Annotated in this window: 16 protein-coding genes; 6 read left to right on the forward strand and 10 right to left on the reverse strand. The window is 64.3% G+C overall.

Annotated features, from left to right (window positions below; genetic code table 11):
- Positions 1-63: 63 nt before the first annotated feature.
- Complete coding sequence (locus tag MTX35_RS19510; RefSeq protein WP_243596548.1) at positions 64-735, forward strand: TetR/AcrR family transcriptional regulator; 672 nt, start codon at positions 64-66, stop codon at positions 733-735.
- Positions 736-821: 86 nt separating this feature from the next.
- On the opposite strand, the gene MTX35_RS19515 is transcribed toward MTX35_RS19510, so the two are convergent.
- Positions 822-1,478, reverse strand: coding sequence for a serine protease (locus MTX35_RS19515; RefSeq protein ID WP_121871385.1), 657 nt, complete (start codon positions 1,476-1,478; stop codon positions 822-824).
- 66 nt (positions 1,479-1,544) lie between these two features.
- Entirely contained in the window at positions 1,545-2,270 is a 726-nt protein-coding gene (locus tag MTX35_RS19520) for a DUF6319 family protein (protein WP_243596549.1), read from the reverse strand.
- Between the two features lie 380 nt (positions 2,271-2,650).
- Here MTX35_RS19520 and MTX35_RS19525 point away from each other — a divergent pair, with 380 nt between their 5' ends.
- From MTX35_RS19525 to MTX35_RS19535, 3 genes are read left to right on the forward strand one after another with little or no spacing between them, the layout of a single operon-like run.
- Complete coding sequence (locus MTX35_RS19525) at positions 2,651-4,948, forward strand: glycerol-3-phosphate 1-O-acyltransferase (protein ID WP_243596550.1); 2,298 nt, start codon at positions 2,651-2,653, stop codon at positions 4,946-4,948.
- Positions 4,945-6,372: an HAD-IB family hydrolase gene (locus tag MTX35_RS19530; protein WP_243596551.1), complete on the forward strand. Its 1,428-nt coding sequence runs from the start codon at positions 4,945-4,947 to the stop codon at positions 6,370-6,372. The genes MTX35_RS19525 and MTX35_RS19530 overlap by 4 nt, the downstream gene beginning before the upstream one ends.
- The gene (locus MTX35_RS19535; protein ID WP_243596552.1) at positions 6,365-7,396 is read left to right on the forward strand and encodes an adenylate/guanylate cyclase domain-containing protein; all 1,032 of its coding nucleotides are present in this window, start codon (positions 6,365-6,367) and stop codon (positions 7,394-7,396) included. Before MTX35_RS19530 ends, MTX35_RS19535 begins: the two co-directional genes overlap by 8 nt.
- Here the strand turns inward: MTX35_RS19535 and MTX35_RS19540 are convergent.
- Genes MTX35_RS19540 through MTX35_RS19575 form a run of 8 tightly spaced genes read right to left on the reverse strand, consistent with a single transcriptional unit; the run spans position 7,378 to position 14,762 of the window.
- Positions 7,378-8,439, reverse strand: a complete 1,062-nt coding sequence (locus MTX35_RS19540; RefSeq protein ID WP_243596553.1) for an MSMEG_0565 family glycosyltransferase — start codon at positions 8,437-8,439, stop codon at positions 7,378-7,380. The two genes, MTX35_RS19535 and MTX35_RS19540, sit on opposite strands and share 19 nt — an antisense overlap.
- On the reverse strand, positions 8,436-9,287 hold the full coding sequence (locus MTX35_RS19545; protein ID WP_037194809.1) for a carbon-nitrogen hydrolase family protein: 852 nt from the start codon (positions 9,285-9,287) through the stop codon (positions 8,436-8,438). The genes MTX35_RS19540 and MTX35_RS19545 overlap by 4 nt, the downstream gene beginning before the upstream one ends.
- 7 nt (positions 9,288-9,294) lie before the next feature.
- Entirely contained in the window at positions 9,295-10,587 is a 1,293-nt protein-coding gene (locus MTX35_RS19550) for an MSMEG_0569 family flavin-dependent oxidoreductase (RefSeq protein WP_243596554.1), read from the reverse strand.
- Positions 10,584-10,874, reverse strand: coding sequence for an MSMEG_0570 family nitrogen starvation response protein (locus MTX35_RS19555; RefSeq protein WP_243596555.1), 291 nt, complete (start codon positions 10,872-10,874; stop codon positions 10,584-10,586). Before MTX35_RS19555 ends, MTX35_RS19550 begins: the two co-directional genes overlap by 4 nt.
- The gene (locus MTX35_RS19560; protein ID WP_243596556.1) at positions 10,867-11,760 is read right to left on the reverse strand and encodes a carbon-nitrogen hydrolase family protein; all 894 of its coding nucleotides are present in this window, start codon (positions 11,758-11,760) and stop codon (positions 10,867-10,869) included. The genes MTX35_RS19555 and MTX35_RS19560 overlap by 8 nt, the downstream gene beginning before the upstream one ends.
- Positions 11,757-13,172 (reverse strand): MSMEG_0567/sll0787 family protein, encoded by a 1,416-nt coding sequence (locus tag MTX35_RS19565; RefSeq protein ID WP_243596557.1) that lies wholly within the window; start codon positions 13,170-13,172, stop codon positions 11,757-11,759. The genes MTX35_RS19560 and MTX35_RS19565 overlap by 4 nt, the downstream gene beginning before the upstream one ends.
- A 1-nt stretch (position 13,173) precedes the next feature.
- Positions 13,174-14,229, reverse strand: a complete 1,056-nt coding sequence (locus MTX35_RS19570; protein ID WP_243596558.1) for an MSMEG_0568 family radical SAM protein — start codon at positions 14,227-14,229, stop codon at positions 13,174-13,176.
- An 8-nt stretch (positions 14,230-14,237) separates the two neighbouring features.
- Positions 14,238-14,762 (reverse strand): MSMEG_0572/Sll0783 family nitrogen starvation response protein, encoded by a 525-nt coding sequence (locus MTX35_RS19575; protein ID WP_068048684.1) that lies wholly within the window; start codon positions 14,760-14,762, stop codon positions 14,238-14,240.
- 249 nt (positions 14,763-15,011) lie between these two features.
- Between MTX35_RS19575 and MTX35_RS19580 the strand changes: the two genes are divergently transcribed.
- Both MTX35_RS19580 and MTX35_RS19585 read left to right on the forward strand, forming a co-directional pair.
- Entirely contained in the window at positions 15,012-15,392 is a 381-nt protein-coding gene (locus MTX35_RS19580) for a hypothetical protein (protein WP_243596559.1), read from the forward strand.
- On the forward strand, positions 15,385-15,789 hold the full coding sequence (locus tag MTX35_RS19585) for a hypothetical protein (protein WP_243596560.1): 405 nt from the start codon (positions 15,385-15,387) through the stop codon (positions 15,787-15,789). The genes MTX35_RS19580 and MTX35_RS19585 overlap by 8 nt, the downstream gene beginning before the upstream one ends.
- Positions 15,790-16,050 lie beyond the last annotated feature (261 nt).

Consider the following 16,050-nt stretch of genomic DNA (forward strand, 5'->3'; position numbering starts at 1 on the left):
GATCGGCAATCTTTTGTGGCGGCAACCACACTCTGCGCCCGCGATCGTGCTAGATCTTGTCCTGTGCGTAAGACGACGGAGTCGGGATCGACTGCACGGGACGCGGCAGCGCCGCCCGTGCAACGGCGTGACGCCCGGTCCAACCGAGCACGAATTCTGCATGTCGCACAAGGGGTCCTGGCAGACAATCCTGATGCAACCATCAACGACGTCGCCGCCGCTGCCGGAGTGGTCCGGCGAACCGTCTACGCCCACTTCGCCTCTCGCGAAGCTCTGATCGACGGTATCGCCCTGGAGGCAGCCGAGCGAATTTCGGCTGCGCTCACTCGAATTCCTGCAGCAGACGAATCGGCGGTGACGGTGTTCGTTCGACAGACGCTGGCTTTGGCGCGCGTCGGAGATCAGTACCGGCTACTGCTCGCGGTCGCGCGATCCGATCTGGGACACAACAGCATCCACGATCTACTGACTCCGATGCGCGACGCGGCTGCCGCGGTCATCCGTCGAGGACAGCGCGAGGGTGTGTTCTCGTCCTACCTCGCGGCAGAGGTTCTGATCCTCAACATCGAGGCCATTGCGCTGTCGATCCTCGACGCCACCAACGCCGGATTGCTCGGTGACCCGGCGGGAGCGGCAACGACGTCGAGCTTGGTGTTGCTGGGAATCGCGCCGAACGACGCGGAACGCATCGTCGCGGACGTTCGGTCGGCCGATTCGTCCGCTCGCGCCCGCTGAGAGCAGCACGGCCCCCGCGAACGACGAAGGCCCCGTTCGCGCAGTGTGATTGCGCGAACGGGGCCTGCGGCCGATAACCGAAAGATCTAGGGAGCCGGAACGAATCCTGCGCCGAGTCCGTTGCCCTGGTCGACATTGCGAAGGATCGCGTCGAAGTTGGTGCCGACCTCGGGGCCGAAGCACGCGACGCCGAGGTAGGCGTTGACCATGCCGACGAGTGTGTTGCCGACGACGACCGGGCTGCCCGAGTCACCTTCGACGACGCACAGCTGAGCCCAGGTCTCCTGCGACTGCAGGATGTCGCCGTACGCGAGTCCGCAGGTGTTGCCGGTGGTACGGCCTTCCTTGCAGACGATGTTCGGGAACGCCGTCGGCGGGCCGACCTGAGAGATGGTCACGTTGCCGACGCGGTTGATCGGTGCGACCTTGTCACGCTGGAATTCGATGAGGGCGTAGTCGTACTCCGGGTTGGAGAAGGCGATGCGCCCGACCTCACCGAGGGAGGTGTCGTACTCGGGGACGATGGAGGCACCTGCTTGGCCACAGTGACCGGCGGTGAAGCCGACCAGGTTTCCGTTGCGGTCGTTTCCGATCGTCGTCAGCGTGCACTCGGCCTGGCCTCCGACGATGATTCCCGAGCCGCCGCCGAGAGCAGCTGGAGTGGCCGCGGATGCGGTCCCCACGCCGACGCTGGCTACGATTGCAGCCGCCCCCACGACGACGAGCATGAATTTCTTGAACATGTACTCCCTCTCAGCGGTGTCGGCAGAACCCTAGCAACAAGAGGTGTACGAACACGAGCGAGTCGCTCATACGTCCTGCTCGAGGGCAGCAAGCGTCGTGCGCGCCTCCTCCAATTGGCGGCTCAGTTCTGCAACGCGACGAGCAGCCTCCTCGCGCGCGTGGGAGATGACGGCCTCGACCGCGTCGCATGCGATGGGATCGCCCAACTCTCGAACAGCGCGGCTCACCGACTCCGGGCTCACCGATTGCGCCTTGGTGGGCCGCTTCGCGCCCTGAGTGACCGTGACCGACCAATCGTTGTCGGCCCCGGCATGAATGGTGACGCTGATTCCGCCCGGTGCTTTCTTCTGTCGACGCGGGGTCGGACTCGGCGTAGGCACCTCCGATCCCGTCGACGCGGTAGGAGTGGATGCAGTCGAAGCCACCGGTGCAGTGGCTGCAGCCGGTCGCTTCGGGGTGGGGGCCGATGCGGGTTCTCGAGCCGGTGCCGATGCCGGGATTCGCTTGGCGGCCGGTCGTTTCGCCGGTGCCGGAGGGGTCGCGGGATTGCGGGTGATCCGCAGTTCCTCTGCCTCGTAGGGCAATTCGTCGTTGACACCCTTCGGGCTGATCGTCACCGTGTTGCCGTCGATCGACACGACCTTCGCCGACGTCCCGTCGGGCAGGCCGAGGCTCGGGTTCGGTTCACGGAGATAGACGGTGGCCCGACGGCCCTCGGCGAGCGCCGCAGCCAGCGTCGTCAGATTCTCGGGAGTCAACGAATCGTTCACGGCGCGCCCACGGGGTGGCATCGACTACCGGCCTTTCTCGAAAGTGTTTGCGAATACTGTCGCACAAATGCACGCACGATGTCGCCGTGCAGCGCAGGGCGCGTCGGATCGATGCACGAAGTATTGTCTGTTAATCCAAGTAACTGTAACCGCAAGTAACTGTTACTTGGATTAACACTTAGATTGGGGTGGCCGAGAAGGCCGATGTCGACAACTCTATACGACAGTCCTCGTGCGCGCCCCTTCGGTCCCACCGAGTCCGCTCGCGTACCGACGAGTAGCCGCGCGACTGGCCGCGACATCGGTGTCCGGAGCCACCTCGCCGAACCGCCCTCGCGCACGGTTTCTGCCGCGTAGCCTGGCGGCGTGCCTTCTTGCGCAGGTACGGAACAGGAGTCTCGATGTACCACCTCGACGCGGACGAGCAGTCGCTCAGCGACGGTCCGCACGTGTATTTGCTCGACGCCAAATCCACCCTCGAGGTTCAGGCTCTGAATCAGTGGATCGACGCCACCACTCCCGACGGCGAGCCCCGTCCACCCTCGGTTGTGCTCTCCGGCGAGGCGAGAACGTCACTGTCGGACAGTGTTCGCGGATACGCCGAGGATCCGCTGCTGATCCCGCTTCGGGTGACGCTGTCCGATCGCAAGAACGGCATCCTGCACCGAATCTTCGCTCCTCGCGGGCGCTCCAAGCCAACGCAGGTGTGGCAGCGATGGGTGGCGGGAGACGATCCCGACCACTCCGCAGTTCTCGTCGGCGAGCCCGCGACGCTCAGTGATCTACAGGATCGGTTCGAGCGCGGTGGCGGCACGTCGCTGTCGTCGTTCATTCTGCGGCAGGCCAGTCTGGCTCTGGACAAAGCCGAGCGCGGCGTCATCGGGTCGGAATACAAGATCCCGCGCTTCGTCGTCGAGGACATGACCGAGCAGAAGAAGTTCCGAGACGGCATCACCGAACTGGCGGAGGAAGTCGGCCAGGATCGCGACGCCGTCGACACACGCGTCCACGACATCCTCGACGAGATGGTCGCGACCGAGACGCGCCGCGCAGTCGAGATGTGGGGAACGCTCGGGGCGTACTTCTCGCGGGCGTACAAGGTCGATGTGGACCGCGATCAACTCCAGAAGGTGCGCGAGCTCAACAAGAACTATCCGTTGGTGTTCCTGCCCAATCACCGTTCCTATCTCGATCCGCTCGTGTTGCGTCCGGCGCTGTTGGCCGAAGGGTTGCCACTCAACCACGTCATGGGCGGAATCAACGTCGGCTTCTGGCCGCTGGGTCCGATCGCCAAACGCAGTGGCGTCGTGCTGATTCAGCGCAAGTTCTCCGACGCGATCTACAAGTGGACTCTGCGTCAGTACATGAGCTTCCTGCTGAGCAAGCGGTTCAACCTGGAGTGGTACATCGAGGGCGGCCGTAGCCGCACCGGCAAGCTTCGCCCGCCGAGGTTCGGCCTGTTGACCTATCTGGTCGACGCACTCGAGACCAGCGATGCCGAGGACGTCTACCTGGTTCCCACGTCCATCACCTACGACCGTCTGCACGAGGTCGGCGCGATGGCCGAGGAATCGCACGGAGCGAAGAAGCAGGCCGAGGGCATCCGGATGGCCATCGGTTACATCCGCGCACAGGGCACATTGCGCGGCAACGTGTACCTCAACTTCGGCGAGCCGATATCGGTCGCGTCGATCGTCGCCGAGAACACCGACAAGCGGGTGGCGGTGCAGAAGATCGCACTCGGTGTCTCCCACGCGATCAACGACGCGACACCGGTGACGCCGGCGGCCTTGGTCACCATGGCTCTACTCGGCATCGAGGATCGCGCCCTCAACGTCAACGAGATGTGGGCCATCATCGCCCCACTGGCCCGCTACATCAAACGCCGCAACCTGCCCACTGCGGGCGGAGTGGACATCGCCGACGTCGACGTCGTCCGATCGGCCGTCATCGCACAGGTGAACGCGAACGTCGTCAAACGGTTCGACGACGGCCCCGAGCCGCTGTTCTATCTGGCTCAGGACAAGCATCTCGTCGCAGCGTTCTTCCGCAACAACGCCATTCACTTCTTCGTCATGCGGGCCATCGGCGAGTTGGTCGTTCTGCCGACCAGCGGTGATTCGACGCCACTGACTCAGGAGTCCCTGTGGCAGTCGGCACTGCAGCTGCGTGATCTGCTCAAGTTCGAGTTCTTCTTCGGCGACAAGAAGGACTTCGGCGAACGACTCGAGTCCGAGGTCGATCTCATCGACCCGGACTGGCGCACCCACATCAGCGACCCCGATTACGCTGCGCGACAACTTCAGTCACAGGATCTGCATCTCGCGCACCGCGTGCTGCAGCCGATCTTCGAGGCATACCAGGTGGTAGCCGATCAGCTGATGCTGCTGCCGCAGAGCGGGGAATTCGACAAGTCGAAGTTCATCGCGGAATGCCTCGGTGCCGCTCAGGCCAGACGGCTTCGTCAGCAGCTCGATCACAGCGAGTCGATCTCCGGCGAATTGTTCGATACGGCACTGCAATTGGCGGAGAACCGCGATCTCGTCGATTCCGGCTCCGACGGTATCGCGCGTCGACGCCGGGACTTCGCACTCGAGATCGACGAGTGGGCACGCAAGGTGCGCACGATCCGCGACATGGCCCACCGCATGCTGCGCCAGGTAGAACCGATCTCGGCCCCCGAGGAGAACAATTCATGACCGAGTTCGACGATCGGCTGATCGCGATCGCCGCCGCTCCACCCGGCCGAGACACTGTCGCATTCTTCGATCTCGACGGCACCCTGATCAACGGGTTCTCCGCCCGCGCAGTGTTTCTCGAACGTCTCAAGACCCTCGACGTGACGGTCAAGGAACTGTGGGAGATATCGAGCGCCGTCGTCGAGATGCGGATGCGCAACTCCCCGGTCGACAATCTGATGGGCAAGGCCGTCCGCGGCCTCGAAGGACGTCGGGAAGAAGATCTGATGGAGCAGGCCTACACGCTGTTCCGCAACGAGATCGCGCCGATGATCTATCCGCAGGCACGCGCCCTCGTCGAGGCGCACCGCCATGCCGGCCATCGATTGGTGATGGCCACCTCTGCCACGCCCTACCAGGCGCTGCCCGTTCAGCAGGACATGATGTTCGAGACGCTGCTGTGCACCACCCCTGTGGTCACCGACGGGATACTGACCGGGGAGCTGGTGGGCGACTCGTTGTGGGGGCCGCGCAAGGCACAGGCCGCGATCGACTACGCCGAACGTGAGGGCATCGCCCTCGCGGGCTGCTTCGCCTACTCCAACGGCGGAGAGGACGTGCCACTGCTCGAGGCCGTCGGACGTCCCGTCGCGCTGAACCCCGATCCGGATCTTCAGCGGTACGCCGCGAAGAAGAAGTGGCCGTCGCTGACGTTGGAGAGCCCCAAGCGTGGCACCGACCTCACCTCCGCAGTGCGAAGCACCGCCGCTCTCGGATCGGTACTGGCCAGCGCGTCGATCGGGTTGGGGCTGGGGCTGCTGACGCGCAGTCGCCGCAACGGAGCGAACATCACCAGCACCATCGCACCGGACATCGCGCTGACCATCGCCGGGGTGAAGCTCGACGTGACCGGCACCGAGAATGCATGGTCGGCGCGGCCGGCGGTGTTCATGTTCAACCACCAGAGCACAGCCGACTCGATCATCGTCACATCCATCCTGCGCCGCGACATCACCGCCGTCGCCAAGCGAGAGCTCGAGCGCGACCCACGGTTCGCGCTGCTGGGCAGGATCTTCGACGTCGCCTACGTCGATCGTGGTGATCCTTCACAGGCCCGCGAGGCGATGCGTCCGGCCATCGAGAAGTTGCACAGTGGTATTTCCGTCGCCATCGCGCCCGAGGGCACACGGATGCCGACGTCCCGTCTCGGCCGGTTCAAGAAGGGCGGCTTCCACCTGGCCATGCAGGCCGGAGTGCCCATCGTCCCGATCGTCATCCACAATGCCGGTGACGTGATGTGGAAAAAGGATTTCACCGTCCACTCCGGTACCGTCAAGGTCACCGTCGGCGAGCCCATTCCCACCACGGACTGGGAGCCGGACAAGATCGACGCGTACGTGGACGATGTTCGTTCCTATTTCGACAGAACGTTGGGATATGCCTGAGAACCAGATCAACTCGGTGGTGCAAGCGGAGATCGAACGCAATCTCCTGGGGGGCACGCCGAAGTACACCCGTTCCGACATCGTCGACAAGTCGGGGCTGCCGCTCGAACGGGTCATCGCGCTGTGGATCGGCATGGGCTTCCCCATCCACACCGATACCGAGGCGGTCGTCTACACCGACGCGGACCTCGAGGCACTGAAGTTGATCACCGGACTCACCGAGCAGAAGGTCATCAAGCCCGAGATGGAGGTCGCGATCGCGCGCACTCTCGGGCAGTCGATGTCGAGGCTCGCGGAATGGCAAGTGGGCGTGGTGAACTCTCACATCCTCGAGCGCATCACCAGCAGCGAGGAAGACCAGAACGACATCGACGTCATCCGGCGCAACGCCAGGGACATCGCGGCCGAGACCGTCCCCACCCTCGAAGCGCTTCAGGGCTACACCTGGCGTCGCCACTTGGCCGCGGCGGCCGGACGGTCCATCGCCGCTCCCGACGACGCCACCGACAGCCCCATCATGGCCGTCGGGTTCGCCGACATGGTCGGCTACACCAGTCTGACGCGTCGCCTCGACATCGGCGAATTGACGACACTCCTCGAGGAGTTCGAGTCCCTGGCCACCAATATCATTGCGCGCGGGCGTGGTTCGGTGATCAAGAACGTCGGCGACGAGGTGATGTTCAGCGCACAGACTCCCGAGGATGCCGCTCACATCGCCCTCGACCTGCAAGACGCTTTCGCCGAGCAGGAGGACATGCCGGATCTGCGGGTCGGGCTGGCCTGGGGACCGGTTCTGGCCCGCTACGGCGACCTGTACGGGTCGGTGGTCAACATCGCTGCGCGCCTGACCAGTTCGTCCAATCCGGGAACGATCCTGGTCGACACCGTCATGACCGAGGAACTGCGTCACGATTCCGAGTTCTACCTCAAATCGGTCCGCTCGCTACGGGTCAAAGGGTTCCACAAGCTCAAGCCCCATCGACTCAAACGCAACAAGCGTAGCGGTCAGCGCAGCGAGGAGTAGAACTCCAGGTGTCGACGCGCAGCCTCGTCCCAGGTGAGGCTCTGCGCGAGCGCCAGCCCCGGTAGTGGATTCCGCGGTTCTCGCACGGCACGTTCGAGCTCGGCTGCCATGCTCTCCATCGAAGACGCATAGGTAACGCTGTCTCCGAACACTTCCCGAAGTACCGGTAGATCTCGCGCGACGACGGGAGTCGATGCGGCGAGTGCCTCCATGGCGGCCAGTCCGAAGCCCTCCTTGGTGGAGAAGAACGGCAGCACGGCAGCCTGCGCCACGAGGTACGGCAGCTCGTCGTCGTCGACGGTACCGAGAATCATCGGCTCGATCCCGAGTTCCACTGCGCGACGGTCGAACTCCGCGCGATAGTCGCGATAATCGAACAGCGTCTCGCCACCGGCGAACACCAGTCGAAGGTCGTGCGAACGCAACCGGGCGAACGCGTCGAGCAGATCGAGACTGCCCTTGCGTGGTTCGATGCCGCCGACGGCTAGCACGTACCTGCCGAACTTCTCCTGCCAGTGTGATCGGCCCGATTCTTCGGCTGCGGTGAACCTGCCTGCATCGACACCGTTCGGAATGACGGTGGGGTCGAATCCCCATCCACGCTGGACATCGCTCGCGACCGCTGCCGACACGCAGATCCGTGCGTAGGGGGCGTTGATCGCGCGTTCGTGGCACGCGGCCAGCTCGGGCGTGGTGAACTCGTCCAGGTGATGGATGGTCCTGATGCAGCGGCCGACGGCATTGGCGGAGATGCAGTCCTGGGCATGGACGATGTCGTACTCGCCCGGCGTGAAGGCCTGTCGCAGAACATCTATCGACCGCAGAATTCGTTCTCCGACGTTCTCCCCGTCCCGATGCACGAACGGGACCATTCTGATGTCGACGGCGGGGTCGACGGCACGAAAGAACGTGCTGTCGCCGCCGCGCCCGAGAGACCACACCGACACGTCCTGCCCGGCGCGCGCCAGTGCCTCGGCCAGCGCCAGCGTGTGCACCACTCCGCCGCGCGGCTTGGACGAATAGGTCAGCAGGCTGATCTTCACTGACCCGGCTTCTCCTGCAACAGATTCGGGTACGCGTCCACTCGACGCTCCGCTAGGTGATGCAACCCCCGGCGGGCTCGGTCGACCTCGGCGTCGACATCGATCTCGTGCACCGCAAGACCCCCTTTGGACCAGGTCCGCGCCAGGACGTCGCCACCGGGGCCGACGATCTTCGCCTGCCCGAGAAAGCGGAGGGACCCCATCACTCCGGTTTGGTTGGAGGAGACCAGCACCACCTGATTCTCGGCTGCCCGGGCTGCGTCGTACAGATCGAACAGACGGGACTGTCGATCGTTCGGCAGCGAGGATGCACGGTCGGTGACGCTGGCAGGCCAGGCAGACAGCGCCGCAATGATTCTCGCGCCGTCGAGTGCCAGCGTCCGCGCCGACTCCGGGAACGTCTTGTCGTAGTCGATCAGCATGCCCATCCGCCCCACCGGGGTATCGAAGGCCTCGAAGTGGTCGCCGGCCGCGTAGGCGAGCGACTCCCCGAGCGGCTGGTGCACCTTTCGGTGGCTACCCAGAATGCCGTCTCCCGTGAGGCACGCTGCAGCGTTGTACCGCAGCCCTTTCGAGAGCTCGGTGTACCCGATGCAGATCGTCATGTTCCCGGCCGCGGCGATGATCGCAGCCAGTTCCGGACCGTCGGGATCGAGGGTGGGCGGTAGTTCCGCGGGATCCGGATTGCTCAGGCTGTTGATGTAGCCCCCGAGGGACGCGTCGGGCAGCACCAGGAGGTCGATGCCTTCCCGCGCCGCACTGGAGATGATCGTGGTGATCTTCAGAACGGCCCGGTCGACATCACGCCCGAAATGCGCTGCCAGTGCGCCGATCTTGATGGGGGCCACGTCGAACTCAGACCATCTGACTCTGCGGCTGCGGTGAGTTCCGAGACTGCGCAGCACTGATTTCCAGCCCGATCTGGTCGGCGAGGAAAGCAGCGTCGCGGGCCACCGAGGCGAAGCGTCCCGAACCCCAGGTGTGCTGCCACGGCAGACCCAGGAAGTACAGGCCCGGTACCGAGGTGACACCACGGTTGTGCGTCGGGTGCCCTTCGCCGTCGAAAGCACCGACCTTCAGCCAGCGGTAGTCGGTGCGGAAGCCGACCGACCATACGACGGCCGTGATGTCTGCGGTGGCGATGTCGAGTTCGGTGATCTCGGACTCCGGACGCCACACCGGCACATAGCGATCCTCGGTGGGGGCAGTGATGCCCTCGCGCTCGATGTAGGCGTCGATGCTGTCCTTGATGCTTTCGGCCACCCGATCCGCAGCATCGAGCGACGCCTCGAGAGTGGGTGCGAACTGCAGAACGCCGTCCTCGACGCCGAGCAGTCGGCCGTAGAGCTGCATTCCCTCGGTGGCGAATGCGCGCAGGTCGATGTCTCGTCCACCGTCACGGCCGGTGACGTAGTGGTTCGTGTTCTCGCGTTTGCCGACGCCACCGGGTTGATCTTCGATGGAGACATCGTAGACGCCCATGTCGTGCAACCAGGCGACACAGTCGCGGCCGCGATAGAAGCGCGCGACGCGGGGAGCGGTGCCGGCCACCAGGTGGACGCGTCGGCCGTCGAGGTGCAGATCCTCGGCGATCTGGGCGCCGGACTGGCCGGTGCCGACGACCAGTACGTCTCCATCCGGGAACTGATGCGAGCCGCGGTATTCGGACGAGTGCAGCTGGACGATGTTGCGCGGGAGCTTCTCGGCGAACCGTGGGATGGTGGGGATGTGGTAGCCACCGACAGCGACGACGATCTGGTCGGCATGCATGGGGCCGGCGGAGGTCTGCAGGTCGAAACCACCATCCCCGCTCTGTAGTGCGGTTGTGACCGAAACACGTTCTCGCACGGGTGCATCGAAGCTCTCGGCGTAGCGACGCACGAAGGCATGGACCTCGTCGCGCGGCATGAATCCGTCGGGATCGTCACCGTCGTAGGAATATCCGGGAAGTGCGCACTGCCAATTCGGGGTGACGAGAGTGAAGTTGTCCCAGCGCGAGTCCTTCCACTCGTGCGCGATCGTGTCGCGCTCGAGAACGACATGTTCGATGCCGCGCTGCGTCAGATGCCAACTGATGGACAGACCCGCCTGTCCGCCGCCGATGACTATCACGGAGTAGTTCTCTATTGCACTGTGGTTCTCTGTCATAGCAATTCAGCTCCCGACATGCTCAGTACGCGAACGGTACCGGCCTCGTACGAGGTACTGGCACCGTGAATCTCCTCCATCTGCTGTGCGGCCGAGGTGCACCGCATTCCGAACTTGGCGAGAACTCGATCGCTGGCGACCGTCAATGCCTCCGACGTCCGCTGCACGAACTCCGCCACCGGGTACTCCTGGCCGGGTGTCAGGTAATCGTGCATCACCAGCGAGGGTGAATAGCAGGACTGTTCGCGGCCGTCGGGCCATCGCACGAGGAACGACATCTCAGGCATGGATCGGCTCCTTCGTGATGGTCCGATAGACCGACGGCCGGCGATCACGCAGGTTGTACATACCGCCGCCACGTGCTGCGCCGATGAGGGCAGCGACGTCGACGGTGGCCGTCGCCAAGCCTGGTTCGACACCCGTTCCGGCGAGAATCTCTCCTCCGGGGCCGACGATCTTTGCGCTGCAGACGAATCGAAGAGATCCGAAGGTACCCGCCTGATTGGCTGCGACCCAGATGATCTGATTCTCGAGCGCCCGGGCTCGATCGTAGATGTCGAACCGCTGCTTCCAGCGGTCCTCCTCCATATTCTCCACCGTCGCGGTACGTGCCGTCGGCCAGGCGGAGATGGACGCGACGATCTCGGCACCGTCGAGCGCCAGTTCCCTTGCTGCCTCGGGGAATCCCTTGTCGTAGCAGATCTGCATGCCCATGCGGCCGATCGGAGTATCGAAGGCGGAGTAGCTGTCTCCCGCGTCGTAACAAAGGTTTTCACCGAGCGGCTGGTGCACCTTGCGGTACGAACCCAGAATGCCGCTGCCGTCGACCGTCACGGCGGCGTTGTAGCGGGTGTCGCCGTCCTTCTCGCAGAAACCGAAGGTGATGACGGTATCGCCCGCCATGTCGATGACCCGCTTGATCTCGGGGCCGTCGAGCTCCAGAGCGGGCGGCAGCGCCTTCAGTCGACGCTGTCGCGATTCCTCGGTCTCGTCACCGCCGCCGAGACTGGGTAGGTAGCCGCCGAGGCAGGCCTCGGGCAGGACGAGTAGTTGGCTGCCGCGGTTGCGTGATTCCTCGAGCAACGCGGCGATGGTCGCGTAACCCTGTTCCATGTCGCGGCCGAATTCGGCTGCGGCGACAGAGATAGTGACGGGCTGCGGGTGGGTGGTCATGCTTCTCCCAATCCGGTCACGGTGGATGTGACCGCGCGAGTGGTGATTCCATCGGGCCATCGCAGCGCGACGCCCGGAATGTCGGTGAGCTCTCCGCATTCTGCGGACAGTGCTGGTCCGGACGGTGCAGTAGGTGCACCTGGACGGTCCGCGGTGATCATCGCGAACCCTGGAAAACACGTGATCCATTCGCCCATCGACGCTGCGCCCGGCTTCGGTATCGACGCGACATCGAGCACGGCACCGGTTCCGCTCGCTTCGGCGAGCATTCCGGTGGTGCCGGCCAGGCCTGCCATCGAGACGTCCTTGGCGGCCTTGGGTGCGGTGCGGGCGACGAACGACGCCATGGTCGTCAGCTCTTCGGAGTTCCGGCGAGAGGACGAATCCCATTGCTGACCATGGTATCCGCGTCGCCAGTCGCCTTCGATGTCGGCGGTGAGCGTCAATCGATCGCCGACGCTTCCCCCGCCGGCCCGCACCGGGTTCGCTGTGCGCCCCAGAGCGGTGACCGACAGCGACGACGGCACCCCGGCCTGGGTGTGGCCGCCGAGTACCGGAACCTGCCATGCCGCAGAGGCATTGGCGAGACCACGGATGATGCGGGTCAGCCGACTCTGCGTGGGTGCTCCGACGGAATCGAGCATTCCGACAGCGTGCGCACCCATCGCCGAGAGGTCGTTCAGATTGACCAGCGCGGCACACCAACCGGCCCAATCGGGGTCTCGATCGACCATGGAAGGGATGATGGCATCGCACGCGGCGATCATGTCGCTACCCGGTACCGGAACGCCGTCGTCGCCTCGAAAGCCTCTGGCACCGAGCCCGAGTGGCTGCGCTCGGAGAGGTGCGAGTACCCCGGCGAGCATGGCCTTGGTGGAGGAGACGAGCCGTTCGATGCGGTCGATCGGCCAGTACATCGCCACGTGCGGCGTATTGGCCACCTCGACGTCGCCGCGTCGAATCCACCCGAGCCGGGTGAACAGTTGCTCGTTGCTCTTCTGCACCGTCGCGTCGAAGCGAAGTACGCCTCGACTCTCGGCATGGGCACAGGCTGCCCGAACAAGGGCGGGCCCGACGCCGGAAGTGCGTGCCGAGGCAGCGACCACGAGGCGACTGCCGGCCCACCACCCCAGATCCGTTGCCGTGCAGGGTGCCAGCCGCACTCCGCCGAGCACGGTGCCGTCTCGGTCGGTGGCCACGAGAACGACGCAGCGGGAATCGTCGTCCACGTCGTCGTGATCGGTGCCGGCGAACAAACCTTGCTCAGCGACGAACGTCTCTGTACGCAGTGCCCGGTACGCATTCAGTTCTGCTGCGCCGCTGCACGGCTGGACGATGAACTCCGGCTGCACGACAGTGATTGCAGCACCGGACAATCCGGCGAGATCGTTGCCCTCTACGACGCCGTACATGTCAGCCTCCCGCGTTCTGCAGGACGCTGCACGCACCGCATGCCGCGCAGCCTGCCTTCTGATCGGATCCGAGCATCGCCGCGGCCTGCAGTTCCTTGGCGACGCGTCGAGTGATGTCTTCGAGCACGTCGCGATCGGGAGCCGTCGCCCGGTCGACGTCCACCGCCAACGTTCCGGCGAGAGGACGGAACGGGACGACGAAGGGGTAGACGCCCATCTCGATGAGTTCTGCTGCCCCGGAGACCAATTCGTCGGGATCCTCGCCGAGCCCCACCAGGATGTACGTCGAGACCTGGTTGCGTCCGAACACACGAACCGCTTCTTTCCACGCAGCGCGGTACTCGTCCATCGAGACCGAGGCCTTGCCCGGCATCCACGTGCGCCGAACGTCGTCGTCGAGAGATTCGACGTGGATGCCGATGGATTCGGCTCCGGCGTCGTACAGATCTTGAATCGTCTGCAGGTCACCGGGAGGTTCGCACTGCACCTGAATAGGCAGCTGCGGAACCACCGCCTTGATGGCTCGCACACATCGGGCCAGATGACGGGCGCCGCGATCCTTCGCGGCCGAGGTACCCGTCGTCATGACCATCTGCGTGACGCCGTCGAGCCGCACCGCTGCCTCGGCCACCTCGGCAAGCTGCACCGGAGTCTTGACGGCGATGGTGTCGCCGGCCTCGAGCGACGCCTCGATGGAGCAGAAGCGGCACCGTTGATCGGCGTCGTAGCGGATGCAGGTCTGCACGACGGTGGTCGCGAGAACTCTGGAGCCGTGCAGCTTCGCGATCTTCTCGTAGGAGATCCCGTCGGCGGTGGCGAGGTCGTAGAACTTCGGCCGGTCGACGGCTTGAACATCGAGACCGATGTCGTTGCCGTCGAACAGGACTCGGCCCTCTTCGAGTACGTACGGACTGAGCGGATTGCGCGGGATGGCTGCGCCGAGGCCGTCGATGCGGACATGTCCGTCGTCACTCGGCCCTGCACCGGCAGTTCTGGACACCGGCGTCGCTCCTCGAATGCCGAGCAGCGCCAGATCCACGCGCGTAGAGACGGACATAGGTGCCCCTAGACCATGTAGGTCGAGTTGATGATGGCACCCTTGCGCGCGTAGTGGATCAGCGCGTCCTGCACGTCCAGGGGGTGTGCAGGGATGACGCCCTCGATGAGGTCTTCTTCGCGGCCACCGTGCAACGCGAGCCCGAAGCGGCAACAGAACACGGTGCCACCCTCGGCGATGAATGTCGCGAGAGAATCGTTGATGTTCTGCTCACCGGGGAACCCGGAGTCACCGGTCGTCGGAAAGCCACGGGTGGCAAGGCAATTGATAGCGCCAGGGCCGTAGAAGTACATGGCCGACTCGAAACCCTTACGCAGAGCTCGCGTCGCTTGAAGTACTGCGACGAACGACACCGAGGACTCGTGGGCAATGCCGTGCACCAGTGTGAAGTAGCTTTCGCCGTTCTCCGCCTTGTAGTCGGGGAAGATCTTGGTGGACCCGTAGATGTTGCTGCCCTTGGGAAGTGACGGGTGCGGGATCTCTTCGAGAGACTTCTTGATGTTCTCGGCGATGGCCTGGTCGATATCTGACATGTGCTTCTCCTAGAGTTCACAGAGCTGACTGAATCGGGTGGACGCCTGTGGCCACCTGGGGAAAAGAGGTCATGTCCGGCGGGAGAGCAGATCCTCCGCGGCCATAGGACAAGTACAAGCCTCATCCATTTCCTGTTGGTCACACCCGGAACAACGCCGTGTTTCGAGGGCCTCACAGTGTTGACGTGGTGTTACGCGGATACCCTGGAGGCCGCTCCATCCATCCACCCGAACTTGGCGAGGAACTCGATGATCGGCGCCGTCACCGGCTTGTTGTACGCGTTGTCCCTGGTCGTGGGCATCTGGGTACTCGTAAAGCTCGCAATGAACCGACCCGTCCTGCTGAAGAACAGGTCCGATCGCGCACTGTTCTGGACCATCGCTGCCACCGAGGCAGTCGTCGCACTTCAAGCCGTCATCGGGTTCGTCATGATGTTCACCTCGGACCGCGAGATTCATCGGTTGACCTTCGGGTCCTACCTCGTCGGACTGCTGTTCCTACTCCCTCTCGGGACGTGGTGGTCCCTGGGCGACCGTTCCCGCGGCGGCACAGCGGTACTGCTCGTTGCCGTCCTCACCCTCGCAGCCATGGTGCTGCGCCTGAGCCAGATTTGGGCCGGATATGCCTGACAACCTCCAGCAAGCGACGCGCACCGGCTTCGGTCGCTTCCTCATCGCCGTCTACGCAGTGTTCGCAGTCGCCGCGACGTCACGCTCGATCGTGCAGCTGACCACACGATTCGACGACGCACCGGTGGCGTACCTGCTGTCCGCCTTCGCTGCGGTGGTCTACATCATCGCCACGGTGGGACTGGCCCGAGCTACAGAAGCGTCACGACGAGTGGTGACGGTCTCCTGCATCATCGAACTCGTCGGAGTGATCGGCATCGGCACGCTCAGCTACATCCAGCCCCAGGACTTCCCGGAGCCGACGGTGTGGTCGCACTTCGGATCCGGCTACGTCTTCATCCCGGTGGTACTCCCCATCGCGGGACTGTGGTGGTTGCGAAAAACCCGACAGCAGTAGGGGTCGGACTGAATTTCGCCCAATTGGCGGAAGTGTCGGACGCTCCCTACCGGCTCGTGGGCCGCTCGTGCCGCGATGTCGGCTCCATGACGACACCGGAGTCCCGACGATGGGACAGGTTATGCACTGTGCCGGCCGTCGACTTCAGGTGGGAAGTCGAGATACTTGCCGCGTTGCTCGTGATCGGAACCGTCCCGAAACCGGCGCAGCCGCACCTAGCACACGCCACCGACAGGCTCTGGATAGCGAATACTTAAGCAG

The organism is Rhodococcus sp. ARC_M12, from assembly GCF_022810385.1.
Lineage (GTDB): Bacteria > Actinomycetota > Actinomycetes > Mycobacteriales > Mycobacteriaceae > Rhodococcoides > Rhodococcoides navarretei.